The following is a 24,809-nucleotide window of genomic DNA, read 5'->3' as shown; positions in this document are numbered from 1 at the left end:
CATTTAAGTGAGGTCCGTACTATAGGCGTTGATGATTTTCTTAACGAGCGGATGACGGACGACGTCAGACGCACTGAAGTGTTCAAAATGAATACCATCCACACCTTCTAACAGGCGTAACGCTTCCTGTAACCCCGATGCCTTGCCTTTCGGTAAATCGACTTGGGTCAAATCCCCTGTGACCACCATTTTCGATCCAAAACCGAGTCGCGTCAAAAACATCTTCATCTGTTCTTTTGTTGTATTCTGGGCCTCATCCAAGATGACGAACGCATCTTCTAACGTGCGTCCACGCATATAAGCGAGCGGAGCCACTTCAATCGTGCCCCGTTCTAACAAACGGTTCGTCTGTTCCACGCCATACACATCAAATAGGGCGTCGTATAATGGGCGGAGATACGGGTCCACTTTCTCTTTTAAATCTCCCGGTAAAAATCCAAGGTTCTCTCCCGCTTCAACGGCAGGACGCGTCAAGATGATCCGTTTGACTTGCCCTTCTTTTAAGGCACGCGCCGCAAGTACGACAGCTAGGTACGTCTTTCCTGTTCCGGCTGGTCCGATACCAAAGACGAGATCACGTCGTTCAATCGCACGAACATACCGGCTTTGACCTACTGTCTTGGCACGAATCGGTTTCCCCTTATTCGTCGTAAAAACAACTCGTTCATAATGTTCGAGCAGTTCATCTCCCTTTCCGACTTGAATGTGCTGGATGACGCTAATGGCATCACTTTCATTTAGACGTGCACCTTTTTTCACTAACGTCTGCAAGGTGATGATCACTTGTTTCGTTAATTCAAGAGCCTCAAGTGTATCGGCTTGAATAATCAACTCCTCACCCCTTGGGATGAGTGCCACTTTCAATTCTGTTTCAATCGCCTGGAATACTTCATCTTTCGGTCCGAGTAAAGCTTGTGCTTCGTTCGCATGTTCCATGACGAATGGTATTTTATCAGTCATAATCAATGGATGCATTGCCCCCTCATTAAAATCGGTTATTCCTCTTTTACTTTAGCACTATCACGCCTATCGTGAAAGAAAGACCGCGTAATTTCCACGCGCAAAAGGCAGTAACATGACGTCACTGCCTTCCGTTCACTTCTTCCGTTTCGAGATAGGAGGTTGTAATACCTCACTCCAAATGACAGCTTCCCGCATTCGCTTTTGTGAAACGTTCAGTTGTCTCGGTTTCTTTTCCTTTTGAATCGGTGGAATTTTAACCGCTTGTTCGAATTGCGCGCTCACTTTCGGCATCTCGACTTGACGTTCACGTGGAGTCGGTCGTTCTTCTACCGTTCGAGCGACTCGACGCCTCACCTTTTGTGGTGCTGGTTTTTCGTCCGAGTCATCGAATGCCGTTTCAATCTCTTTCATGACGTCCCCTACCGAATCCAAATAGCGTTTCAGTTCACTGCTTTGAGGACGGTCTCCAGAGGACGATGATTTTTCGAGCCGTTTCATCACTGCCGAGGCAATTCCGAAGGCGGCTAACAAGAGTACCCATAGTCCATCCATATCAATCACTCATTATCTGATTCAGAATCGACAGGTGCCCCAATCGCTTTTCGCATTTCTGTATCCGCTTGAACGTTCAAGTAGTTCACGTAATCCATGACACCAAGCTTTCCGTTTCGTAACGCTTCTGCCATCGCGAGTGGGACTTCCGCTTCGGCACCGACAACTTTCGCACGCATTTCTTCTACTGAAGATTTCATTTCTTGTTCGCGCGCAATCGCCATCGCGCGACGTTCTTCCGCCTTCGCTTGAGCGATTTTCTTATCTGCTTCTGCTTGGTCCGTCTGCAAGACCGCGCCGATGTTCTTACCGATATCGATGTCGGCAATATCGATCGAAAGAATCTCAAACGCTGTTCCTGAATCTAACCCTTTTGTGAGGACAGTCCGTGAAATCATATCCGGATTCTCTAGTACGTGCTTGTGGTTGTTTTGTGAACCGATTGTCGACACGACCCCTTCACCGACACGGGCGATAATCGTCTCTTCTCCCGCACCACCGACGAGACGATCGATATTCGCACGTACGGTAATGCGTGCTTTTGCCTTCACTTCAATCCCGTCCATCGCGACACCCGCAATAAACGGCGTCTCAATGACTTTCGGGTTAACGGACATCTGTACAGCCTCGAGCACGTTTCGTCCTGCCAAATCGATGGCAGCAGCACGTTCGAACGACAATTCAATGTTCGCACGGTGCGCCGCAATCAATGCGTTCACAACGCGGTCTACGTTACCACCAGCCAAGAAGTGACTCTCAAGCTGGTTCGTGTTTAATTCAATTCCTGCTTTAACCGCTTTAATCAACGGGTTCACGATTTTCGAAGGAATAACGCGACGAAGGCGCATCCCAATCAACGTGAAGATTGAGACGTGAACGCCCGCTGCAAACGAACTGATCCATAGTCCGACTGGTACGAACGTGAAGAATACGGCAAGTGCAATCAATCCTCCACCTGTAATGAGTAACGTTGTCAGTAATTCTGGTGTCATTCTGTTACATCCTCCTTCGGTTCTACAAAGCTTCGAACGACAATCCGTCCAGAATCCACTTTATAAACCTGAATTTTTGTCTGCTGATCGAGATAGCCACCTTCCGTCACGACATCAAGTCGTTCTCCGTCGATTTCGGCAGTACCGGCTGGGCGAAGTGGTGTCAAGGTGACTCCCACTTTGCCGAGAAGCTGTTTTCGATCGGCGTGGGACAAGTAGCCTTTTTCAGTCGATGTCGAATCCGTCAAAATCAACCCTTTATAAATGAGCGGACGATTCGTACTCAAGCGACGGTATGCCCAAAAGCCGAGACCTGTTAGCACCGCTGCCGCGAGACCAATCGATAGCCACAGTTGACCGATTGTCGCACCAGCCATAATCAAACTCGCAACGACGGCTCCGATCCCAAGCAAACCGAACAATCCAAACCCTGCTACGAACACTTCAATTCCAAGAAGGACGACTCCGACGAAAAAGACTGTCAGAATCACTCCGAGACCAAATGTCATCGTCTTGCTACCCCCTTCCAAATTCAAAGCTATCTCCTATCTCTAGTGTATACGAAACAAGATTGAATGTGGTTTCAGAATACGCAAAAAAAAGCAGAAACTTTCGGTTTCCCGGAAAGTTTCTGCTTTTTCATCAATTCGTCAATTGTTGTTTGACGATTCGGTTCACAAGACCACCGTCTGCCTTGCCTTTGACTTGCGGCATGACGACGCCCATCACCTTACCCATATCTGATGGAGCGGCTGCATTCGTTTGAGCAATTGCTGCTTGGACGATGGCGGTCACTTCATCTTCTGAAAGTTGTTCAGGCATATAGGCTTCTAGGACGACAATCTCTTCTGCTACTTTGGAAGCAAGGTCTTCACGACCAGCGCTTTCGAATTCTCGGAGGGAGTCTCTGCGCTGTTTCATCTCTCGGTTGAGCACCGTGAGTTCCTCTTCCTCGGTAAGATCTTGACGACCTAGTTTGATAGCCTCATTTTGGAGCGACGCTTTGGCCATCCGGATTGTCGTAAGACGATCCTTTTGTTTCGCGCGCATGGCTTGCTTCATGTCGTCCGTCAAGCGTTCTTGAAGACTCATGAGCCAACACCCTCTCTACAAATGAAACTGGAATCAGAATTTCTTACGCTTACGCGCAGCTTCTGATTTCAATTTACGTTTTACGCTTGGCTTTTCGTAGTGACGACGTTTACGAACTTCGGCAAGTGTGCCATCTTTCGAAACACCGCGTTTGAAACGACGAAGAGCGTCTTCAAGCGATTCGTTTTTACGGACACGAGTTTCCACTAGTTTTCCCTCCCTCCGAATTACACGACTAAGGAAACGTGTTTCACACGTCATATCATATTATAGTGAAATTAAGTCGTGTGGTCAACCACTTATTAATAGTCGCTGTCTGAACGTCCACCAGTGACAATCGCGATACCTGCTGAAGCACCGATACGTGTCGCACCAGCATCGATCATCGCTTTCGCACCTTCGAAGTCACGGACGCCACCTGAAGCTTTTACGCCGATGTCAGGTCCGACCGTCTCACGCATGAGGCGAATGTCTTCAACTGTCGCGCCACCAGTCGAGAAACCAGTCGATGTTTTGACGAAGTCTGCTCCAGCTTTCACTGAAAGTTCGGCAGCTTTTTTGATTTCTTCTTTTGTAAGCATGCATGTTTCGAAGATGACTTTGACGAGTGTACCGTTTGCCGCTTCGACAACCGCACGGATGTCACGTTCTACGAGATCGTAGTCAGCATCTTTGAGTGCTGCGATGTTGATGACCATGTCTACTTCATCTGCGCCATTGGCAATCGCATCTTTTGTTTCAAATGCTTTTACCTCAGGCGTGTTTGCACCAAGTGGGAAACCGATGACTGTACATACTTTGACATCATCATCTGACTTGAGTTGTTCTGCTGCATATTTGACCCATGTCGGGTTGACACAAACGCTTGCGAATTTGTATTCGAGCGCTTCTGCACAAAGTGTTGTAATTTGATCTTTTGTTGTTTCAGCCTTTAAAGCTGTGTGGTCGATATAACGGGCTAATTCCATGATTCATTTCCTCCTCTGACAAATAAGTCTGACATCTAACATATTACCATGTTTTTTCGAGATGTAACAGCTTTCAAACCTAAATCAACTGACGACGTTTACGAGCGACGACCCAACTGTTCCAACTAAAGAAGAAAATAGCGAGCCAAATGCAGGTGAAGGCAAAGACATGATATGCCGTGAACGGTTCATGGTACATGACGACCCCGATGATCAAGCTAAGTGTCGGTGCGATGAATTGAAGAAACCCGACAAGCGTGAACGGGATATGTTGTGCCCCGTATCCGAATAGGAGAAGAGGTAACGCCGTGACCACACCCGTTCCAAGAAGGGCGATCCAAATGACAGGCGACATGTTATACGCAATATTGTCGGTGACAACTTGATTTCCGAGGAAGAGCAATGCCACCGGGACCACTGCTAGCGTTTCGATTCCTAGGCTGACCGTTGAAGCAAGAGGACGGCGCTTCTTCACCATCCCATAAAATCCAAAGGTACTCGCCAAGACGAATGAAATCCAGGGGAACGTACCATACCCTAACGTCAAGACGAGGACGCCGATTGACGCGATCCCAACGGCCATCCATTGGACTCGATTTAATAATTCCCGAAAGACAAGCACCCCTAACACCATACTGACGAGAGGATTGATGTAGTACCCGAGAGAAGCTTCAATGATATATCCGTGATTGACAGCCCATATGTATACAAACCAGTTGGCACTGACGATGAATCCGTTCAACATGAATGCGTTTCGTGTAGCCGGATGTCGAAGTGCGTAACCGAACTCTTTCCACTGATTTGTCCATCTTAGAACGAGCAGAATAAATAAAAATGACCAAACGATTCGATGTGCTAAAATTTGACCGCTCGGTACTTCTTGCAAAAATTTCCAATAAATCGGAAGGACGCCCCACATGACGTAGGCTCCGACTGTCGTCCATACTCCCTTATTCACACGTTCACCCGCTCTCTTACAAGTTAAAAACAGTTTAGTCGATGAAAGACTCCCGATACAAGACTTTTGTTTCATGAAAAAAGGACGCGAAATCGCGCCCTGACCGTTTATTGTCTCACTTGTTCAATTGCCGTTAATGCTTGTGCCAAGTCTTCAATCAAGTCATCAATGTCTTCAAGTCCGACCGAAATACGAACGAGCCCATCGGTGATGCCAAGTTCCGCTCGACGTTCGGCTGGAATCGACGCATGTGTCATGCGTGCCGGGACACTGATCAAACTCTCAACCGCTCCTAAACTTTCTGCGAGCGTGAAGTATTTCGTCTTCGCGACCATCATTTCTGCCGCTTCCGCTGAACCGACATCAAATGCGATCATCCCACCGAATCCACGTGCCTGTGATAAATGAATCCGCTTCGCTTCCTCACTGGATACACTTGGGTGGAGCACGCGTGATACAGACTCGTTCGATTGAAGGAATTCAACCAATGCACGTGCATTCGATTCAATCTCCTCCATTCGAACAGCTAGCGTCTTAATTCCCCGAACAACAAGGAAGCTATCTTGTGGTCCAAGAACTGCGCCAACTGAGTTTTGAAGAAATGCCAAAGCTTCGCCCTGCTCTTCCGTTCGCGCGACAACAAGTCCCGCTACGACGTCACTATGTCCGCCTAAGTACTTTGTGGCACTGTGAAGGACGTAGTCTGCTCCAAGTTCGATTGGATTTTGGAAGTAAGGGGTCATAAACGTATTGTCCACGACGAGCAACACGTCTGCTTCATCGGCAATCTTACGCATCGCTCGAATGTCCGTCACGTTTAAGAGCGGATTTGTCGGCGTCTCGACATAAATCATTTTCGTGTTCGCTTGAAGCGCATCCCGAACCGCTGTTTCATCGGATGTATCGACAAAAGTTGCTTCCAAGCCTCGTGACTGAAATACTCGATTGAATACACGGTACGTTCCTCCATATACATCAGACCCGACGATGACGTGGTCTCCAGATTTCAATAACATAAGCACCGTCGAGATGGCTGCCATCCCAGATCCGAATGCAAATCCTTGCACGCCGCCTTCGATGTCGGCAATCAATGTCTCTAATGCCGTCCGAGTCGGGTTTGCTGATCGTGAGTACTCGTACCCTTCTCGCAAGTTGCCAATCCCGTCTTGCTTATACGTGCTCGCTTGATAAATCGGTGGCGTGACGGCCCCTGTCAACGGGTCCGTCGTTTTACCGCCGTGAATGAGTGCTGTCTTTGTACGCATGTTCTGCCTCCTTGACAATTCCTTGACTTAAATATCGTTCTGCACTATCAGGCAAGATGGTGACAATCGTGCCTTCCGTCAATTGATTCGCTTCTTTTACACATGCTGCAATGGCAGCGCCTGAAGAACTACCGATGAGCAAGCCTTCCTGTTTCGCTAGATGTGCCACGTAATAGAAGGCTTCCTCATCTGTGATGGTATGAATCGCATCGACGTAAGCCCTCTTCAAAAAGGGTGGCCATTTTTCGACGCCAATTCCTTCTGTTTTATGTGGTCCTGGTTCACCGCCGTTCATAATGGAACCGACCGGCTCCACGACGACAGTTTTCGTCCCAAGTGGCTTTAATGATTTGGCGACACCGGTGAATGTGCCACCTGACCCCGCTCCCGCTACAAATACATCAATTTGTGGCACATCTTTCAACAACTCATGGGAAAGGATGTCGACGTAAGCATCCGGGTTATCTGGGTTCGAGAACTGTTCTGGGACATAGGCGTCATGTTCTTTGGCCAACTCAATAGCATGTGCGATCGCGCCTTTCATGCCGAGTTCCGTCGGCGTGTTGACGACGGTGGCCCCGAGCAGTCGCATCAATGCCTGCTTCTCTTGACTGAATTTTTCAGGAGTGACCGTCATGAGTCGAATTCCGAATCGCTGACAAGCGAGCGCAAGCCCGATTCCCGTATTGCCTGCTGTCGGTTCGATCACCGTTCCACCAGGTGCCACATCGCCACGCTCAATCGCCCGTTCAATCAAATTCATCCCGAGTCGGTCTTTGACACTCCCACCTGGATTCATCATCTCGAGCTTCCCGTACACTTTGACATTCGCTGGTACAGGAAGCGTTCGAAGTTCAATAAGCGGTGTGTCTCCGATGAGTTCATAGACGTCACGGACAATCATCTTATGCCTCGTCCTTAAAGACGATATGCCATTCATCGCGTTTTGCGAGCATGTCTGCCGCTAATTTTTTGGCACCTTCGAAATCATGATGATTCGCATTCCCACATTGAACAGGGTTTTGCGCCGGTAGTTCCTCAGCGTTCATCGCATCACGCAGCGTCGCTTCCACGAGGTCAAGCATTCGTTCGTAGTTCCCATCATTGAGCATCGTCCAATAGAAGCCTGTCTGGCAACCCATCGGCGAGATATCGACGATGTCTTCAGAATGATTGCGACTGTTCTCGGCAATCAAATGCTCAAGTGAATGAACCGCGCGCATCGGCATGAGTCCTTCGTTCGGTTGAATGAAACGAATATCGTATTTATAAATCGTGTCAGCTGTTCCCTCTTTCACACCAGCTAAACGGACAAAAGGCGCCTGTACTTTCGTATGATCCAAGTTAAAACTTTCAACATTATATGTTTTCATGAGTAATTCCTCCTCGTTATTTAGTGGCTATTACGAGCCAGACAAACTTGTTTTTCTGCGTCATCGTCACGTTGTACCCGTTCGCTTCTAACATGGAACGAATCGTTGACGTATATGGATAATATTCACGGTTTAAGTCTTCGACGAGGTCTGAGTACCCTTTCGAAGTCGCCCAATCGATGATGTCCTGACGAGCTGCTGGTGACTCAAACATCGTATCAAGCAACACGAACTTTGGATGTTCCCAGCCTTCAACATACTGACCGATGGCCGTGGCCTTTTCAGAATCTGTCAAGTGATGAAAAGCATACGACGATACGACCGTAGCTACGTTTGATAAATCCGGATAACGGAGGAAATCGCCTTCGAGCACATCAATCCCCAACTTTTCAACAGCAATTTTTCGCATTTCCGGCGACGGTTCAATCGCAATCAACGGATGCCCTTTCAAGATCCGGTTACTCAAGTTCCCTGTTCCGACACCAAACTCAAGCACCGTCCCTTCGACGTGTAGGGCAACCTCATCGAGCATTTGCTCATATCCGATGAACACTTCGTGATATTGCTCATCATGCCCCTCGACCGTCGTATCATAATCTTTTGCCCAATCCTTAAAGATGTCCATGAATGGTAAGTTCATATCGCTACCCCAATCTTAATTCTTACTAATTTGATATGTTTTATTGGTATTTAACTTTAACGTTACATTAACAGGTTTTTTTATTCATTTCAAGTCATTCGCTAGATTCTCGCATCACATCCAGTTGGATATAGGTCTTATGTGTTAGGTCTTTAGTAATTGTCAGAACATTAAAATTTGTGCAAAATCACTTACCTGTTTTACAAATAAACCCACTCTTTTTCATCTGATTAACGATATGATAGTTCTCAATGTGAGTTTATGCTTTAAATTTTACAGGTACTAACAAATTTTAGGGGGTCTATACGTTGTCACGAAAAAAAATCTATTTAAACGCTTCACTCGCCACATGTATCGCCTTGTCACCTGCACTGATTCAAGCTGGAACAACCTCTGTTTCAGCTGAAGCTTCCGTTAAACCGAAACTGGTTTTAGAGAAGAAACAGAAAAAAGTTCGGGTCGTCGTTGAGCTCGTCGGGGATCCTGCCATTGCCGAAGCCGCTCAAAAAGGAAAGAAATTTAATGAATTGTCGAAATCAGAGCAAAATAAGGCACAACAATCTGTTCAATCAGAACAAAAACGTGCCAAGTCCGCCTTGAAGAAACAAGGCGTAACGGCTACACCGATTGAAGAATTTACGACCGTCTTCAATGGTTTCTCTACATTCTTGTCTACAAGTGAAATCGCCAAAGTCGAAGCATTACCTGAAGTGGCGACCGTTCACATTGTCAACGAGTATGAGCGCCCAGAAGTCAAACCGGATATGATCACGAGTAATGGCATGGTTCAAGCCGAACAAACGTGGGGAGATTACGGGTTTGCCGGAGAAGGTACTGTCGTCGCCGTCATCGATTCTGGAATCGACCCTGAGCACCGGGATTATAAGATCACAGACGCCAAAACGGCAGAGTTGACTCAATCTGAAGTCAATCAAGCCATCACATCGTTCGGTCTTCCAGGCGAATACGTGAACGAGAAAGTTCCATACGCATATAACTACTACGATGAGAACGATGACATCAAAGACGATTCACCTGGTGCTTCCATGCATGGACAACACGTTTCTGGAACGGTTGCCGCTAACGGTGATTTAGAAAACGGTGGAATCAAAGGGGTCGCACCGGAAGCACAAATTTTAGGTTTAAAAGTATTCAGTAACGATCCGAACTATGCATCTACATATGGAGACATCTATATCAAAGCGATTGATGATGCCATCAAACTCGGCGCCGACGTCATCAACATGAGTCTCGGTTCGACAGCCGGGTTCGTCGATGCCGATTCGCCAGAACAACAAGCCGTTCAACGTGCCGTCGATAACGGTATCTTCATGTCGATTTCTGCAGGGAACTCTGCATACTTTGGTCACGGATTCGACTTACCGACTGCTTCAAACCCAGATACGGGTGTCGTTGGGGCACCGAGTGTCAGTCAAGCATCGACATCGGTCGCCTCTCTTGAAAACGATCAAATTCAATTGGACGCATTCCGTGTCGGAGATGAAAAAATCGGATGGAAAAAACAAGACGGTCCTGCCTTCAAAGAAGGAACATACGACATCGTATATGTCGGAGACGGACAACCGGAGAATTATGTAGGGAAAGACGTAAAAGGAAAACTCGTCCTTGCTGTTCGCGACGGCGGTTACTTCTACTCGAAGATTCAAAAAACAGCTGAAGTACAAGGCGCAGCAGGTGTCATCGTACGTGGTGCGGTCGGGCATGGCGATTATGTCTCGATGGCTCTCGATCAACCTCAACTCCCAATGGCTTCACTTAGCATCCAGGATGGGAATGAACTGAAAGACAAGTTAGCAGAAGGTCCGCTTCAAGTGACGTTTGCCGGTGACCGAATCAGTGTCAACAACCGTTCAGCCGGTGCGATGTCTGATTTCACATCGTGGGGAGTTACACCGAACCTTGACTTCAAGCCGGAACTTTCTGCTCCAGGCGGACAAATTTTCTCTACGTTTAACGATAACCAATATGGATTGATGAGCGGAACGTCAATGGCAGCACCACACGTTGCCGGAGGAGCGGCACTCGTTCTCGAACGTGTAGACCGCGACTTCAAGTTGAGTGGGAAAGCACGCGTCACGATGGCGAAAAACTTGTTACTCAACACGTCGAAGCCTGTCACGGATATCGGACCGTATAACCAAGAATTGAAACAATCACTCCCATACTCACCACGTCGGGCCGGAGCCGGTCTCATGCAATTGCATGCAGCCGTCACTTCGCCGGCTGTCGCCTATGAAAAGTCGACAAAAGAGGCGAAAGTCGCTTTGAAAGAGTTGTCGAAGAGCAAAGCATCCTTCACGGTCGTCGTCGAGAACATTTCGAACGAAGCGTTGACTTATGATGTGGCCGCATCGTTACAAACAGACCTCGCTGTCAAAAACAAAGACGGAATCGTTCAAAATGCGATGGAAGCGCAAGCACTTCAACAAGCGATCATTAAAATTAACGGATCAAACACAAGTAAAGTCACGTTGAAAGCAAAACAGAAGAAGGAAATTAACGTTTCAATCGATGTCTCGAAAGCAAAAGTGTTGAATCCTGAAACATTGGAAGGCACTGTATCCGCTAAATCTGTCTTTGAGAACGGCTATTTCGTCGACGGGTTCCTTCGTTTGACTGATCCGCGCGGTACAGACGGTCATCCATCTCTCGTTGTTCCAATCGTCGGATTTGAAGGGGATTGGGGCAAAGCGCCGATCTTTGACGAGACGATCTATGGAGAAGGCGCATTCTATGGCGTCTCTGGATTGGTCGATGCAGAAGGAAAGTACTTAGGTGAAAAACTAGATGAATCTGTGGCTAGCGAAGCGGTTGCCATTTCACCGGACGGAGACGGGTCGAAAGATACGGCTACTCCAGTCTTCTCGCTATTACGCAATGCGAAAGACATCAAATATCGCGTCGTAGATGAGAAAGGGAACGTCCTTCGCACCCTCAAGATGGAAGACGAATTGAGAAAGAACTACTTCGATGGTGGAAGTGGTGATTATTACTATTACGCAGCGGATAACGCTTGGGACGGAAAATTGAATGGGAAGATGGCGCCAAAAGGCACATATTACTATGAAATCGAAGCAAGCATCGATTACATGAAGAAACAAGCTCAAACGATGCGCATCCCTGTCAAAGTAGATTACACAGACCCACGCTTCACGCTTCGTTGGGACGACAACGTAGCAAGCGTCAAAGCGTCGGATGACTTTGCTGGAATCAACGGTATCGAATTCCTCATCAACGGGAAAGTCGTGGCAAAAGAAGCGAAAGCTTCAGCGAACTTCACACTTGAACAGCCGCTCGAGACTACAGATCAGCTTTCAGTTCGTGTGTCAGACAATGCCGGGAACGTGATCACTCGAAATGTTTCAACAGAAAATGATGTGGCCAAACCTGGTATCTTTGTCGATGCACCACTCGCCTTGTCTCCTTACGGTACATCCATCGTTCCATTGATCGGTCAAATCAAGGATGCCTCTGAAATCGCATCGTTCACGGTAGACGGGGTCGACGTACCACTCAAATATGACGCGTCAGCGAAACAATATACGTTCAATACGACACGCACATATAAGGATGGTTTCCACAAAGTCCGCTTTGTCGCAGAAGACACAGCCGGAAACGTGACGAACTTCGTCCGCCCAATCTTTGTCGACTCGACGAAAGCTAAATTGTCGGTGACAAATGTTCCGAAGAACGTATCAGCTAAACAGAAGTCTGTAAAAGTGAAAGTTCAAGTAACGGATAACTTTGATGAGATCAAGCTTCGTGTCAACGGGGACTTGAAATGGAGCAATACGTTGAAAGAACCATACGCGATGCGTGCCTTCTCACGCACGGGGACGATCACACTTCCAGTGACAGCGAAAGGGAAGAATACCTTCACATTCGAAGTGACCGACCTTGGCGGAAACGTCACGAAGAAAGTGATTACAATCAACAAAAAATAAAAATGAAAACGGATGACCTCGTTCGGGTCATCCGTTTTCATATTATCTGTTCAGTTCAAGCGCGAAAGAGATTGCAGATAATGCATAAAGCGGCGCTGTCTCAGACCGAAGAATGCGTGGTCCAAATGCACATGCAGTCGCTCCTGCCTGAATCCATTGATTGATTTCGTTCACATCGAATCCACCTTCAGGTCCTGTGATGACGAGAACGCGTTGTTGCGGTTTCAGTTGAGTCAACAGTTGCGCGAAAGCAGACTGCTCCCCTTCTTTTGCCGACTCTTCATATGCGATGACGATGGCATCATAGCCATCTATTTTCTGTTGGAGCTCTCTCGGAGAAATATATGAGCAAGTCGGTACCACGGCACGATAGGATTGTTCAGCCGCTTCTTGCATAATCTTTTGAATCCGCTCCACTTTTTTCGGAGCTTTTTTTCCATCCCATTTGGCAACAGAGCGCGTCGATTCGAACAGCAACAGATGGTGGACGCCAAGCTCCGTCGCTTTTTGGGCGACGAGCTCGACTTTGTCCCCTTTCGGGAGTGCATACGCCAAAGTTACCTCGATTGGCAACTCCGTCGTCGCCTGTCGCGATGACATGACTTTCGCTTCCCCGCTCTTCTTCTCAAGCGATGTCACGACGCAGGCATACTCAACACCTGTACCATCCAACAGGATCATCTCATATCCAGGACCTTGTCGTAAGACTGTACCGATGTGGTGGACCACGTCTGAAGGAAGGGTCACCGTTTCGCTTTTAAAGGCTTCTTTTGTCAAAAAATAACGTTGCATAACTTACCCCTTCTTGGCGATAATCGCGACCCAATCTTCCATCACGCGCGTCTCTTCAATCTCAAATCCAGCAGCGACCAAAGCATTCGTCACTTCAGCCCGCTTCTCTCCGATAATTCCAGAGGTGATGAAGCGTCCACCTGACTTCGTGCGTGCATAGGCGTCTTCGATGAACAGGAGAATGACGTCAGCAAGAATGTTCGCTACGACTAAATCGTACTCACCTTCCACACCTTTCAGAAGATCACCTGTGTCCACTTGAACGCGTTCGCCCACTCCGTTCGTCTCAACGTTTTGACGAGCAGCTTCGACTGCGACCGAGTCTAAGTCTAATGCCTTTACCTTCGTTGCACCAAGTTTTGCTGCTGCAATCGACAATACACCCGATCCTGTACCGACATCAATGACACGGTCACCTTCCCGAATGTAGTTCTCAATCGCTTGAATGCATAGCATTGTCGTCGGATGCGTTCCTGTGCCGAACGCCATACCCGGGTCAAGCAAAATCACATTCTCTTCCGGCTGCGGTGTGTACTCTTCCCATAAAGGAACAATGGTAAGCTGTTGCGAAATTTTCACCGGCTTATAATACTGCTTCCAAGAGTGTGCCCAGTCCTCTTCATCGATTTCAGCGACCGTGACGTCTCCTGACCCGATATCGAGCATCGTGCGTAGTCGTTCGATTTCTTTTTTCAGATTTGAAAGTAAATCTTGAAAATCTCCCGAGGCCGGGACATACGCTTTGACGTGTACGCCAGAAGTTGGATACGTCTCACGATCCGAAACGTCCCAAATCTCCCCGAAATGGTCCTCCGCCATCATTCTGTCGAAATCTTCCACGTCCTCGATGACGACACCTTGTGCCCCTACTTCGTGTAGTAAATTGGATACCGCTTCTACCGCAAGTTGTGTCGTGTGGACACAAATTTCAGACCATTTCATCGTTCGTACACACTCCTTTTAGTGACTAAAGAACTTTTTCATTTTTTGGAACATTCCATGTTCCTCTTCGACACCGGACTCTCCGCTAATTTCTTCAAATTCACGAAGCAACTCTTTTTGACGGTCTGTCATGTTCTTCGGCGTCATCACGATGACACTGACATACTGGTCACCATTTGCGCCACCACGAACGCTCGGCATTCCTTTACCGCGTAAACGGAATTTTGAACCGGTTTGTGTCCCTGCAGGCACTTTCAAGCTCACATTCCCGTGAACTGTCGGTACTTCGATTTCCGCACCGAGAGCAGCCTGAGCGAATGTGATCGGCATATCCATTGCGATGTGTTGGTCGACACGTTCAAAGATCTCATGTGCTCGGATACGAACGACGACGTACAAGTCCCCTGCTGGTCCACCGTTCACGCCTGGACCACCTTTACCTGAGAGACGGATCTGTTGACCGTTATCGATACCGGCTGGGATTTTGACCTCGACGGTTTGTTTCTTCTTCACATGACCTGAGCCATGGCACGTCGGACATTTTTCTTTAATCGTCTTACCACTTCCGTGACACTGGCTACATGGACGTTGGTTGACCATACGACCGAGAATCGTGTTCTGTTCGACCGTCTCGACGCCGCTACCGCCACATCGATTACACGTTTCCGGTTTCGTGCCCGGTTTTGCGCCACTTCCCATACACGTGTCACATTCCACTTCGATTTCGAGTTCAATCGTCTCCGTTTTACCTGTGACACTTTCCATGAAGTCAAGATCGACGACGTACTGGTAATCTTCACCGCGACGTGGTGCGTTCGGATCTTGACGGCGTCCACCGCCTCCGAAGAACATGTCGAAGATATCTCCGAAGCCGCCTTGGAAGTCACCGCCTCCTCCAAACTGATTGGCCCCTTCGAAACCGAATCGGTCATACTGGGCCCGTTTCTGTTCGTCTGAGAGTACTTCATACGCTTCACCAATCTCTTTGAACTTGTCAGCAGCATCTGCTTCTTGGTTGATGTCCGGGTGATATTGACGGGCTAACTTTCGGTATGCCCGCTTGATGTCTTGTGCCGAGGCCGACTTGTCGAGCCCGAGCACTTCATAATAATCTCGTTTCGCCACTATTCTCGCTCCTATCCTCACTAACTACGTATCGATTTTACCGATTCTACCTTAACATGGAAAGAGCCAAAGCAGAAACCTGCTTTGGCGCTCTCCTTTACAACGGCTGTTTATTTACGGTCGTCGAGATCCTCAAACTCTGCGTCCACGACATTATCGTCTTGTTTCGCTTCCGCTTGTGGTTCTGCGCCTTCAGCACCTTGCTGTTCAGCCATTTTAGCATATACTTTTTGCGTCAACTCTTGAACGACAGCTGACAATTCGTCTTTGGCTGTACGGATCGCCTCAAGGTCTGAACCTTCGAGAGCAGTTTTCGCTTTTTCTTTCGCAGCTTCTGCTTTTTCTTTGTCCGCCTCTTCTACTTGCTCACCAAGGTCTTTGATCGCCTTGTCTGTCGCGAAGACGAGTTGGTCTGTTTCGTTGCGAAGTTCTGCTTCTTCTTTACGTTTGTTATCTGCTTCTGCGTTCGCTTCGGCTTCTTTCACCATGCGCTCGATTTCCGCCTCATCGATACCTGAAGAAGATTGGATTGTGATCGATTGTTCTTTGTTCGTACCGAGATCTTTTGCCGATACGTGAACGATTCCGTTTGCATCGATATCGAATTTAACTTCGATTTGTGGTACACCACGTGGCGCTGGTGGAATGTCCGTCAATTGGAAGCGACCAAGTGTCTTGTTGTCTGGTGCCATCGGACGTTCCCCTTGAAGAACGTGGATGTCAACAGCAGGCTGGTTATCGGCTGCAGTCGAGAACACTTGTGATTTCGATGTTGGGATTGTCGTGTTGCGATCGATGAGTTTCGTCATCACGCCACCCATTGTCTCGATACCGAGTGAGAGTGGAGTCACGTCGAGAAGAACGACGTCTTTCACGTCTCCGGCAAGAACTCCACCTTGAATTGCTGCACCAAGTGCAACAACTTCATCCGGGTTAACCCCTTTGAATGGCTCTTTCTTCGTGAAGTCGTGGATTGCTTTTTGAACAGCAGGGATACGTGTCGAACCACCGACGAGAATGATCTTGTCGAGGTCAGATGGTGTGAGTCCTGCGTCTTTCAAGGCACGGCGCGTCGGTTCCATTGTGCGTTCGACAAGGTCAGCCGTCAATTCTTCAAATTTCGCACGTGTGAGTGTCATCTCCAAGTGGAGCGGACCTGCTTCACCTGCTGTGATGAACGGAAGGCTGATATGTGCGCTTGTGACACCTGAAAGGTCTTTCTTCGCTTTTTCGGCAGCATCTTTCAAACGTTGAAGTGCCATCTTGTCTTTGCCGAGGTCGATGCCGTTCTCTTTTTTGAATTCTGCAACGAGGTAGTCGATGACTTTTTGGTCGAAGTCATCTCCACCGAGACGGTTGTCACCAGCTGTAGCGACAACTTCGAATACACCGTCACCAAGTTCAAGAATCGAAACGTCGAACGTACCGCCACCGAGGTCATAGATCAAAATCGTGTGGTCTTCACCTTTATCTAAACCGTAAGCGAGTGCCGCAGCTGTTGGCTCGTTGATGATCCGTTTGACATCAAGACCAGCAATCTTACCAGCATCTTTTGTCGCTTGACGCTCCGCGTCGTTGAAGTATGCAGGAACTGTGATGACGGCTTCCGTGACTGATTCACCGAGGTAGTCTTCAGCATCTTTCTTCAACTTCTGCAAAATGATTGCCGAGATTTCTTGTGGTGTGAATTTCTTACCGTCTACGTCAACTGTATGTGATGTTCCCATGTGACGTTTGATTGATTGGATCGTATTCGGGTTCGTGATAGCCTGACGTTTTGCGACCTCACCGACTTGACGCTCTTCTCCTTTGAATGCGACAACCGAAGGAGTCGTACGGTTACCTTCTGCGTTTGAGATGACGACGGCTTCGCCACCTTCCATTACTGCCACACATGAGTTTGTAGTCCCTAAGTCAATACCGATAATTTTACCCATCGTTTATTCCTCCGTCTCGTTAAGTAGTGTTATTCTGCGACTTTTACCATGCTCGGGCGAATGACTCGACCATGCATCGTATATCCTTTTTGAAGCTCCATCGTCACGATACCTGACTCGAACTCATCGCTCGGTTCTTGCATGACTGCTTGATGGAAATTCGGGTCGAACGGCTGTCCGACTGCTTCAATCACTTCGACTTGCTCAGCATTTAATACGTCAAGTAGTTGACGATGAATCATGTCTACTCCCGATTGAATCTGCTTCGCATCTTCTGAAGTTGCGTTTACTTGAAGTGCACGCTCAAAGTTGTCAATGAGCGGAATCAATTTTTCAATGACAGACTGTGAAGCAAACTTGACGCGTTTGGCATTCTCTTCGTTCGTCCGACGACGGAAGTTGTCAAAGTCGGCACGAATGCGGAGCTCGCTCGCTTTCAACGCTTCGATTTCTTTTTGTAAGTCCGTCCCCTCAGAACTTTCTTCCACAATCTCAGCATTTAAAACCTCATCTTCATTTGATTCAGTTGACTCATTCTCTTCTGTTTGTGCCGAGTCTACAGATTTTTCTTCAAGCACGTCATCTTGCTCGTGCCCGTTTTGGTGATCTGCTGTCATAATAAAACTCCTTTCCGTCACTCATCTAGTTTCGTTCGTCGCAACGCTTCGATAATTTGTCCCATCATTTGGACACCATGACGGTAATTCATACGCGTTGGACCAATCATAGCGATTGTACCGAATGTTTTTCCGTCTAGTGTATAATCCGAGGTGATGACACTACAATTTTGAAGGGCGACAATTCCGTTCTCGCTCCCAATGCTCACATAAATTTCACGATTTGGCAACGATTCGAGCCAGTGCGTCAATCGTTCTTGCTCATCAATCCATTCTAGGAATGGGCGTAACGTGTCGAGCGTCTGAAACTCGGGTTGATTGAAGATCTTCTTCTTGCCCCCGAGATAAAGCGAAGACGGCGTTTGGATTCCGAGCGTCGATTGAATCAGTTGCATCATGTTCTCGTACTGCTGTCGCTGAGCGAGTTGCAATTTGGCAACTTCCTCCCCAATCCGGATTTTCAATTGTCCGATTGGCGTTCCGACAAGGCGGTCGTTCAACAGTCGAATCGTTTCCTCGATGACGTCAGGAGCGACACGCGATTCAAACATGACGGTACGATGCTCGACGTGACCTTGATCCGTGACGATGAGAACGACACCACGCCGCTCGTCTAATGGCATAAAGTCCACACGGGCCAACGTTTCCATTTGGCTGTTTGGACCGAGGGCGACCGTCGTATAATTGGTCAAATCAGAAAGGAGATCTGCAGCTTGTCGAATCAGGATCTCAGACTCTTTTGAAGATTGTTTCAAACGTTCTTCTAGTCGACCTGTCTCCCGTTCGTCGATGATCTGCTTCTCGACGAGGTGGTCCACGTAATATCGATAGCCGACCTCTGACGGGATGCGACCTGCAGAAGTATGTGGTTTTTCAATCAGCCCCATGTCTTCCAAATCGGCCATATCATTCCGAATCGTTGCTGAACTAAACGTCAAATCGTCTCGTTTCGACAATGTCCGAGAACCGACCGGCTGAGCCGTCTGAATGTAATCATCAATGATGGCTCGAAGAATGAGCAATTGTCGATCTGTCAGCACAACATCACTCCTCTCTGAAAAGGTTACCCCGCTTTATTAGCACTCATATTTAACGAGTGCTAATCACACTTCAAATATTATCATGTTCTCACTATTTGTCAATTCATACACTCGGATTTTTTCACCTTTTTTCACGATAGCAAACCTACGAAATGAAAATAAAAGCCCATTTCGGTAGAATAGATGATGAGGTGATTAAATGTTTACAACAAAACAATTTAATGTATTTAAACAGGATGGACTCGACGAACGAATGTCTGGCATCCGTTCGGATATTCAACCGCTCTTCCATCGGATTTATGACGAGGTCGGGCCAGAGCTTGAAGCTGATGTCGGTATTCCTCTTTATTTGCATGTGGCGAAGCACGCTCGTCGGACGGTGAACCCACCGAAAGATACGTGGATGGCGATTTGTCACGACAAACGTGGGTACAAAAAACATCCGCACTTACAAGTTGGGCTTTTCGACGATCGTGTCTTCATCTGGCTAGCGTTCATCTATGAGATGCCGAACAAGGACGCCATCGCGAAACACCTGCAACAAATCGATTTGAAATCAACATTCCCTGATTTCCATATCGCGGGCGACCATATGAAAAAAGAAGCGTTACTTGTTGAAGATACGTCAACTGAAGACATTCAATCGCTACTTGAGCGATTCGGCACTGTGAAAAAGGCTGATTTCTTGATCGGCCGTCAACTTCCTGCCGATGCGTCGATTCTTCAAAATGAAAACGCATTTCTCGCGTTGGTCGAAGACACGTTCGGTCGGCTTACACCGCTCTATCGTGATCTCGTCTTGTAATATAAGAAAATGGACAAATCCTCACGAGGGACTTGTCCATTTTTTTATGAATCAGCATGTTCAAGTTTTGCTTCTCCAATAAAGGCTGCAAAGGCTTCATTGGCGAGTGGCAAACCGGATGCCGTTAGACGGATATGTGTGTCCGTCCGTTCAATCAGTGACTTCTTCACCAACTCTTCGATGACGTGACCGAACACATCATCGAGCGACACTCCGTACTTTTGTTCAAACGTCTGAAGCGAGACCCCGGAACGCATACGCAGGCCGAGGAATAACTCTTCTTCCATCTTTTCCACTTCTTCTAGTTCGGTCACCCGTTTCACAGGGATGCCTTCTGCTTTAATATAGTGAGGAATTGGAGCGATATTGGCGCGACGTGTCCCATTCAAATAACTATGCGCTCCGGCTCCGAATCCATAATACTCTTCATTGCGCCAGTACACTTGATTGTGACGACTCTCTCGACCAGGCAAGCCATAGTTGGAGATTTCATATTGTTTGAGACCATGGCGTTCAAGCGTCTCCATCACTTTCAAGTACATTTCGACTTCGACATCTTCCCCCGGTAAACGGAGCTTCCCTTTTCGATCTTGAATCGCAAAGACGGTATGCGGCTCGAGGATCAACGAATAAGAGGATACATGTTGAATCGGTAATTGGAGCGCTAGCGCTAAATCACGGTCAATTTGTTCAACGGTTTGTTCCGGAAGACCGAACATCAGGTCAATCGAGATATTGTCAAAGCGCTTTGCCGCTTCGCTTACCGTCTCGAACACATCATCCGCCCGATGTGTCCGCCCGATGCGCTCGAGTCCACCATCATCAAACGTCTGGACACCGAAACTGAGTCGGTTGACGCCACCTGCTTTCATCGTGTCGAGTTTTTCCGCACTCACAAAGTTCGGGTTCGCTTCGACAGAATACTCTAAGTCGTCTGACGCGAGTGGCAGAATGTGTTGGCGGACCATGTCCATCAGGCGCGCCATCTGCTCCTCATTGAGCGCGGTCGGTGTCCCGCCTCCGATAAAGATGGTATCAATCCGCTCTGTCGGAAACGCCTCGAGCGTCAATACCATCTCTCGTTCTAATGCATCTAAATAATCATCAACAGGCTGATTTTTTAAAAACACCTTGTTGAAATCACAGTAATAACAAATATGTTCACAAAATGGAATGTGAAGATATACGGCTTTAGCCAATTTCGGCCACCCCTTTCTTCTCATTCCATTTATAACGCTTTTCGTCTGTTCTTTCCAGCCTGCGCCATCAATCGAATCGATGAATGAATAAACCACTCTTCAATTTCGGCTCGAACCAGGTTGATTTTGGAGGCATCTGGCCACCATCATCCGCCACGCGCATCAGTTGTGACATCATTGTCTCATGGCACGTGAAAAGCAATCGGTCCGGCACCTGAGTCAGCTTCTCTAATTCAACGACCGTCTTGTTTCCTCCGACAAAATCGACTCTCGCATCCGTACGGATATCTTCAACGTTGAAGTATGGCGTCAGAATATCTCGCTGTAAGATGGCAACGTCGAGCGCCGGGTCTTCTTGCCGTTTCGTCAACTTATAATACTTCCCTCGATAGGCGACTCCGAAGACGCCATGTTCATTCGGCAGGACAAGACGATCCTCCTCCTTGATTATGTATGAAAACGAGAGTCCGTCTAACATATTCTCTACCTCTTCAGGACTTATCGCTGTCAGCACGCGATGATACGGCAAGATTGTCAACTCGTCACTCGGGAAGAGGACACCTAAGAAGTGTGAACGTCCATTCTTTTGAGAACGATCCCCACTCATCCCGGAAACGACCGCTGCCGCTTTCGCACGATGATGTCCATCTGCAATGTAGATCGACGGGATGGTCGCGCCAATCATCATGACACGAGCGAGTTCACGGTTTGGAATCATGAATCCTTCATGCATGACGCCTCGTTCATCCGTGAACGAGAATAACGGGTCTCCGTCAGTCGCTTTATGTAAGATTTGTTTCAAGTTTGCATGTGGAGGATGACTGAGTAGAATCGGACCGGTGTGCGCTCGCGTCGCCCGGACATGCTCGACACGTTCCCGCTCCTTCGTTTCCCGTGTATGTTCGTGAATCTTGATGCGACCAGCTTCATAATCCGCGACTGAAAAGGTGGCGACTAGACCCGTTTGCTGACGTTGTCCCGATGTCAATCGATAGACGTAAAATCCGTTCGGACGTTCCGTCAATTCCTTTTCATAGAGACGTTCTAGCTCATGACGCGCCAGCTCCCCCCACTTCTCAAGGGAAAGGTCAGATTGAAGCGCTTCTGGCTTATCTACTGCTAAAAAGGAATCGGGATTTTCTGAAATGACGGCTTGCGCTTCTTCAATCGATACGACATCATACGGGTCAGCGGCGACACGTTCCGGATGCGTTGGCATATAAGGGCTGAACGGTTTAAATACTACCATAAGGATCCTCCTTAAAATTCCCGGACGCGAATGACGCCCTGTATTTCATACAGCGCATGAATCGATAAAGGTTCATGCTCGCTGTTGTCTAAATCAATCAACGTATACGCCATCTCCCCGCGGCTACGATTGACCATGTTATCGATATTCAATCCATGTGAGGCAAGTTCTCCCGTGATTTGACCGACCATGTTCGGGACGTTTCGATGCAAAATCCCAAGACGGCGTTTACCCGTGTATGGAAGCTCGACGTTCGGAAAATTAGCGGACGAACGAATATTCCCTGTCTCGAGATACAATTTCAGCGTCTCCACGGCTTGAATGGCACAGTTGACTTCCGACTCTTTAGTCGATGCACCGAGGTGAGGCAATGCCATGACTTGCGGATGACCGATCAGCGTGTGACGGGGGAAGTCGGTCACATACAGTCCCACATGATGATGGAATGCCTTCAGTAAGTCATCATCTTTCACGAGTTCTCCTCGCGCAAAGTTCAAAACAGTCATCCCCGGTTTCATTCGCTCAAACCAACTCCGGTCGATGCTGAATCGAGTCTCCTCAGTCAAAGGCATATGGATCGACAGTAAATCAACGTTGCCCAGTACTTCACTTAAGTGTTTAGCACGCGTGACATGTTTCGAAATATTCCAAGCGGCATCAACCGAGAGATGAGGGTCGTATCCGATGACATCGACCCCGAGTTGGAGAAGATTGTTGGCTAGCGACGCACCGATGGCTCCCAGACCGATAATCCCCACTTTTTTACCTCGCAACTCCGCTCCGAGGAATTGTCGTTTTTGCAATTCCATCGCTTCTTCTAATTGAGATTGCGATGCGGTAGTCTGTTCATTCACCCAATTGAAACCTTTCACAATAGGTCGTACTGAGAGGATCATGCTTGCAAGGACGAGCTCTTTCACCGCATTCGCATTCGCGCCAGGTGTATGAAACGCGACGATTCCTCGTTTCGCAAGTTGATCGAGCGGAAGGTTGTTGACACCGGCCCCAGCTCTAGCGATGGCGAGAAGATAGGGAGGGATGTCCTCTTCATGGACTTGATGACTTCTCAGTACCCAAGCATCGGCTTGATCCGATGCATTGATGACGTACTCGCTTGGCTCGAATCGTTTCAGACCAGCGGCAGCGATTTGATTAAATGTTTTGATGTGATACATGGGTCTCCTCCTCGAATGCTCTCATGACGTCGACGAGGCGTTCTGCCCCTTCTAGCGGCATCGCATTATATAGACTTGCACGTAAGCCCCCTACCGAACGATGGCCACCGAGTTCGAGCAAGCCACGTTCTAACGCGTATCGCTCAAAGCGCAGATCCAGCTCTTGATTTCCCGTTGTAAATGGGATGTTCGTCAATGAACGACGTTCCCCCGTTACAATTGGAGAAAAACAGGTCGACTCTTCAAGATAGGAATAGATCCTGTCACTTTTTTGACGATTCAATCGTTCCATCGCTTCGACGCCTCCGCAGTCTTCTACCCACTTCAATACACGCTCGGCTACATACATACTAAACGTCGACGGTGTATTGAATAACGTATCGACATGTGATGCATATTGAAGATAACTCGGCAACTGAAGCGACTGAATCAAATCTCGACGGATGATGACGACCGTCAGTCCTGCAGGTCCGATATTCTTCTGGGCTCCGGCATAAATCACCCCGAAGCGCTCCACATCGATCTGCTCGGCTAGAATATTCGAAGAAGCATCTGCAATCAACGGAATATCGACTTCAGGGATATGTGTAAATCGAGTCCCTTCAATCGTGTTGTTCAGTGTCACATGGAGATAGTCCACCTCTTGGACAAGGCTCGATTCAAAAGACATCCCTCCCGTCGCATCTACCAACGGATGAATGACATCGACCTCTCCAAAGTGTTTCGCATCTTCCATCGCTTTTTTAGACCAGATGCCTGTATCCACATAAACGAATCGATTCTGTTTCCGTAAATTCATCGGAATCATGGAAAATTGTAACGTCGCCCCGCCCTGTAGCCAAAGTACGGCATAATTCTCAGGGATATGCATGAGTCTTCTCAGTCTCCATTCAAGAGAGTCGACCACACGTTGGAAAGACGCGGAGCGATGACTCGTTTCGATAATCGAAACGCCTTCATATTCAAACGTCAGAAGATGTTGTTGAATCTCTTGCATCACTTCCGTCGGTAGCATGCCGGGACCCGCAGAGTATGTATACGTCGACACGGTGTTTCCTCCTCTATAGTCTGTCTAAGGGTGTACTCTTCCTTATAGGAAGTGGCATTTCCTGCCTAAAATACAAAATCGCCCTGATTCGAAAATCAGGGCGATTTAATCT

At 47.9% G+C, this 24,809-nt stretch carries 24 protein-coding genes; 2 read left to right on the top strand and 22 right to left on the bottom strand.

Going from position 1 to position 24,809, the window contains the following annotated elements:
• Window positions 1–3 precede the first annotated feature (3 nt).
• The 12 genes from KNO61_RS01900 to KNO61_RS01845 all read right to left on the bottom strand — a co-directional run bounded on the left by KNO61_RS01900 (window position 4) and on the right by KNO61_RS01845 (window position 8,803).
• Window positions 4–975 (bottom strand): PhoH family protein, encoded by a 972-nt coding sequence (locus KNO61_RS01900; protein WP_074036604.1) that lies wholly within the window; start codon window positions 973–975, stop codon window positions 4–6.
• A 120-nt stretch (window positions 976–1,095) separates the two neighbouring features.
• Entirely contained in the window at window positions 1,096–1,515 is a 420-nt protein-coding gene (locus KNO61_RS01895) for a hypothetical protein (protein WP_078147158.1), read from the bottom strand.
• 5 nt (window positions 1,516–1,520) lie between these two features.
• Entirely contained in the window at window positions 1,521–2,507 is a 987-nt protein-coding gene (gene floA / locus KNO61_RS01890) for a flotillin-like protein FloA (RefSeq protein WP_012726653.1), read from the bottom strand.
• Window positions 2,504–3,016, bottom strand: coding sequence for an NfeD family protein (locus KNO61_RS01885; RefSeq protein ID WP_147536554.1), 513 nt, complete (start codon window positions 3,014–3,016; stop codon window positions 2,504–2,506). The genes floA and KNO61_RS01885 overlap by 4 nt, the downstream gene beginning before the upstream one ends.
• A gap of 133 nt (window positions 3,017–3,149) precedes the next feature.
• On the bottom strand, window positions 3,150–3,599 hold the full coding sequence (locus KNO61_RS01880) for a GatB/YqeY domain-containing protein (RefSeq protein ID WP_214872555.1): 450 nt from the start codon (window positions 3,597–3,599) through the stop codon (window positions 3,150–3,152).
• A gap of 33 nt (window positions 3,600–3,632) precedes the next feature.
• The gene (gene rpsU, locus KNO61_RS01875) at window positions 3,633–3,827 is read right to left on the bottom strand and encodes a 30S ribosomal protein S21 (protein ID WP_029334745.1); all 195 of its coding nucleotides are present in this window, start codon (window positions 3,825–3,827) and stop codon (window positions 3,633–3,635) included.
• A 74-nt stretch (window positions 3,828–3,901) separates the two neighbouring features.
• Window positions 3,902–4,567 (bottom strand): deoxyribose-phosphate aldolase, encoded by a 666-nt coding sequence (deoC, locus tag KNO61_RS01870; RefSeq protein ID WP_012726656.1) that lies wholly within the window; start codon window positions 4,565–4,567, stop codon window positions 3,902–3,904.
• A 79-nt stretch (window positions 4,568–4,646) separates the two neighbouring features.
• Complete coding sequence (gene rarD / locus KNO61_RS01865) at window positions 4,647–5,525, bottom strand: EamA family transporter RarD (protein ID WP_214684007.1); 879 nt, start codon at window positions 5,523–5,525, stop codon at window positions 4,647–4,649.
• 107 nt (window positions 5,526–5,632) lie between these two features.
• Window positions 5,633–6,790, bottom strand: coding sequence for a bifunctional cystathionine gamma-lyase/homocysteine desulfhydrase (locus KNO61_RS01860; protein WP_214872554.1), 1,158 nt, complete (start codon window positions 6,788–6,790; stop codon window positions 5,633–5,635).
• Entirely contained in the window at window positions 6,756–7,694 is a 939-nt protein-coding gene (locus KNO61_RS01855; protein ID WP_214811335.1) for a PLP-dependent cysteine synthase family protein, read from the bottom strand. Before KNO61_RS01855 ends, KNO61_RS01860 begins: the two co-directional genes overlap by 35 nt.
• A 1-nt stretch (window position 7,695) precedes the next feature.
• A complete protein-coding gene (locus KNO61_RS01850) occupies window positions 7,696–8,163 on the bottom strand; it encodes an S-ribosylhomocysteine lyase (protein ID WP_012726660.1) in 468 nt (155 codons plus the stop codon).
• A gap of 16 nt (window positions 8,164–8,179) precedes the next feature.
• Window positions 8,180–8,803: a class I SAM-dependent methyltransferase gene (locus tag KNO61_RS01845; protein ID WP_214872552.1), complete on the bottom strand. Its 624-nt coding sequence runs from the start codon at window positions 8,801–8,803 to the stop codon at window positions 8,180–8,182.
• A gap of 308 nt (window positions 8,804–9,111) precedes the next feature.
• Between KNO61_RS01845 and KNO61_RS01840 the strand changes: the two genes are divergently transcribed.
• On the top strand, window positions 9,112–12,768 hold the full coding sequence (locus tag KNO61_RS01840) for a S8 family serine peptidase (RefSeq protein ID WP_214872550.1): 3,657 nt from the start codon (window positions 9,112–9,114) through the stop codon (window positions 12,766–12,768).
• A gap of 42 nt (window positions 12,769–12,810) precedes the next feature.
• Here the strand turns inward: KNO61_RS01840 and KNO61_RS01835 are convergent, their stop codons facing one another.
• The 6 genes from KNO61_RS01835 to hrcA all read right to left on the bottom strand — a co-directional run bounded on the left by KNO61_RS01835 (window position 12,811) and on the right by hrcA (window position 19,221).
• Window positions 12,811–13,560 carry a 16S rRNA (uracil(1498)-N(3))-methyltransferase gene (locus KNO61_RS01835; protein ID WP_214757454.1) on the bottom strand — a complete coding sequence of 250 codons (750 nt, stop codon included), beginning with the start codon at window positions 13,558–13,560 and terminating at the stop codon, window positions 12,811–12,813.
• A gap of 3 nt (window positions 13,561–13,563) precedes the next feature.
• The gene (gene prmA, locus KNO61_RS01830) at window positions 13,564–14,502 is read right to left on the bottom strand and encodes a 50S ribosomal protein L11 methyltransferase (protein ID WP_214686989.1); all 939 of its coding nucleotides are present in this window, start codon (window positions 14,500–14,502) and stop codon (window positions 13,564–13,566) included.
• A gap of 18 nt (window positions 14,503–14,520) precedes the next feature.
• Complete coding sequence (dnaJ, locus tag KNO61_RS01825; RefSeq protein WP_078147164.1) at window positions 14,521–15,627, bottom strand: molecular chaperone DnaJ; 1,107 nt, start codon at window positions 15,625–15,627, stop codon at window positions 14,521–14,523.
• Window positions 15,628–15,737: 110 nt separating this feature from the next.
• Window positions 15,738–17,564: a molecular chaperone DnaK gene (dnaK, locus tag KNO61_RS01820; protein ID WP_012726666.1), complete on the bottom strand. Its 1,827-nt coding sequence runs from the start codon at window positions 17,562–17,564 to the stop codon at window positions 15,738–15,740.
• 29 nt (window positions 17,565–17,593) lie between these two features.
• Window positions 17,594–18,181, bottom strand: a complete 588-nt coding sequence (gene grpE, locus KNO61_RS01815) for a nucleotide exchange factor GrpE (protein ID WP_012726667.1) — start codon at window positions 18,179–18,181, stop codon at window positions 17,594–17,596.
• 17 nt (window positions 18,182–18,198) lie between these two features.
• The gene (gene hrcA / locus KNO61_RS01810) at window positions 18,199–19,221 is read right to left on the bottom strand and encodes a heat-inducible transcriptional repressor HrcA (protein WP_074036577.1); all 1,023 of its coding nucleotides are present in this window, start codon (window positions 19,219–19,221) and stop codon (window positions 18,199–18,201) included.
• A 199-nt stretch (window positions 19,222–19,420) separates the two neighbouring features.
• On the opposite strand from hrcA, the gene KNO61_RS01805 reads away from it, so the two are divergent.
• A complete protein-coding gene (locus tag KNO61_RS01805; RefSeq protein ID WP_214872549.1) occupies window positions 19,421–20,026 on the top strand; it encodes a DUF1054 domain-containing protein in 606 nt (201 codons plus the stop codon).
• Between the two features lie 44 nt (window positions 20,027–20,070).
• On the opposite strand, the gene hemW is transcribed toward KNO61_RS01805, so the two are convergent.
• Genes hemW through serC form a run of 4 tightly spaced genes read right to left on the bottom strand, consistent with a single transcriptional unit; the run spans window position 20,071 to window position 24,697 of the window.
• Complete coding sequence (gene hemW / locus KNO61_RS01800; RefSeq protein ID WP_251025558.1) at window positions 20,071–21,249, bottom strand: radical SAM family heme chaperone HemW; 1,179 nt, start codon at window positions 21,247–21,249, stop codon at window positions 20,071–20,073.
• 43 nt (window positions 21,250–21,292) lie between these two features.
• Window positions 21,293–22,474, bottom strand: a complete 1,182-nt coding sequence (locus tag KNO61_RS01795) for a DUF1015 domain-containing protein (RefSeq protein WP_214872548.1) — start codon at window positions 22,472–22,474, stop codon at window positions 21,293–21,295.
• Window positions 22,475–22,485: 11 nt separating this feature from the next.
• Window positions 22,486–23,649: a phosphoglycerate dehydrogenase gene (locus tag KNO61_RS01790; protein ID WP_078147167.1), complete on the bottom strand. Its 1,164-nt coding sequence runs from the start codon at window positions 23,647–23,649 to the stop codon at window positions 22,486–22,488.
• Window positions 23,627–24,697, bottom strand: a complete 1,071-nt coding sequence (gene serC, locus KNO61_RS01785) for a 3-phosphoserine/phosphohydroxythreonine transaminase (RefSeq protein WP_078147168.1) — start codon at window positions 24,695–24,697, stop codon at window positions 23,627–23,629. Before serC ends, KNO61_RS01790 begins: the two co-directional genes overlap by 23 nt.
• Between the last annotated feature and the right edge of the window lie 112 nt (window positions 24,698–24,809).

The organism is Exiguobacterium sp. s140, assembly GCF_018617035.1.
Taxonomy (GTDB): Bacteria; Bacillota; Bacilli; order Exiguobacteriales; family Exiguobacteriaceae; genus Exiguobacterium; species Exiguobacterium profundum.
Note: the sequence above shows the minus strand (reverse complement) of the source record. Positions and strands in the feature narration are given on the sequence as shown.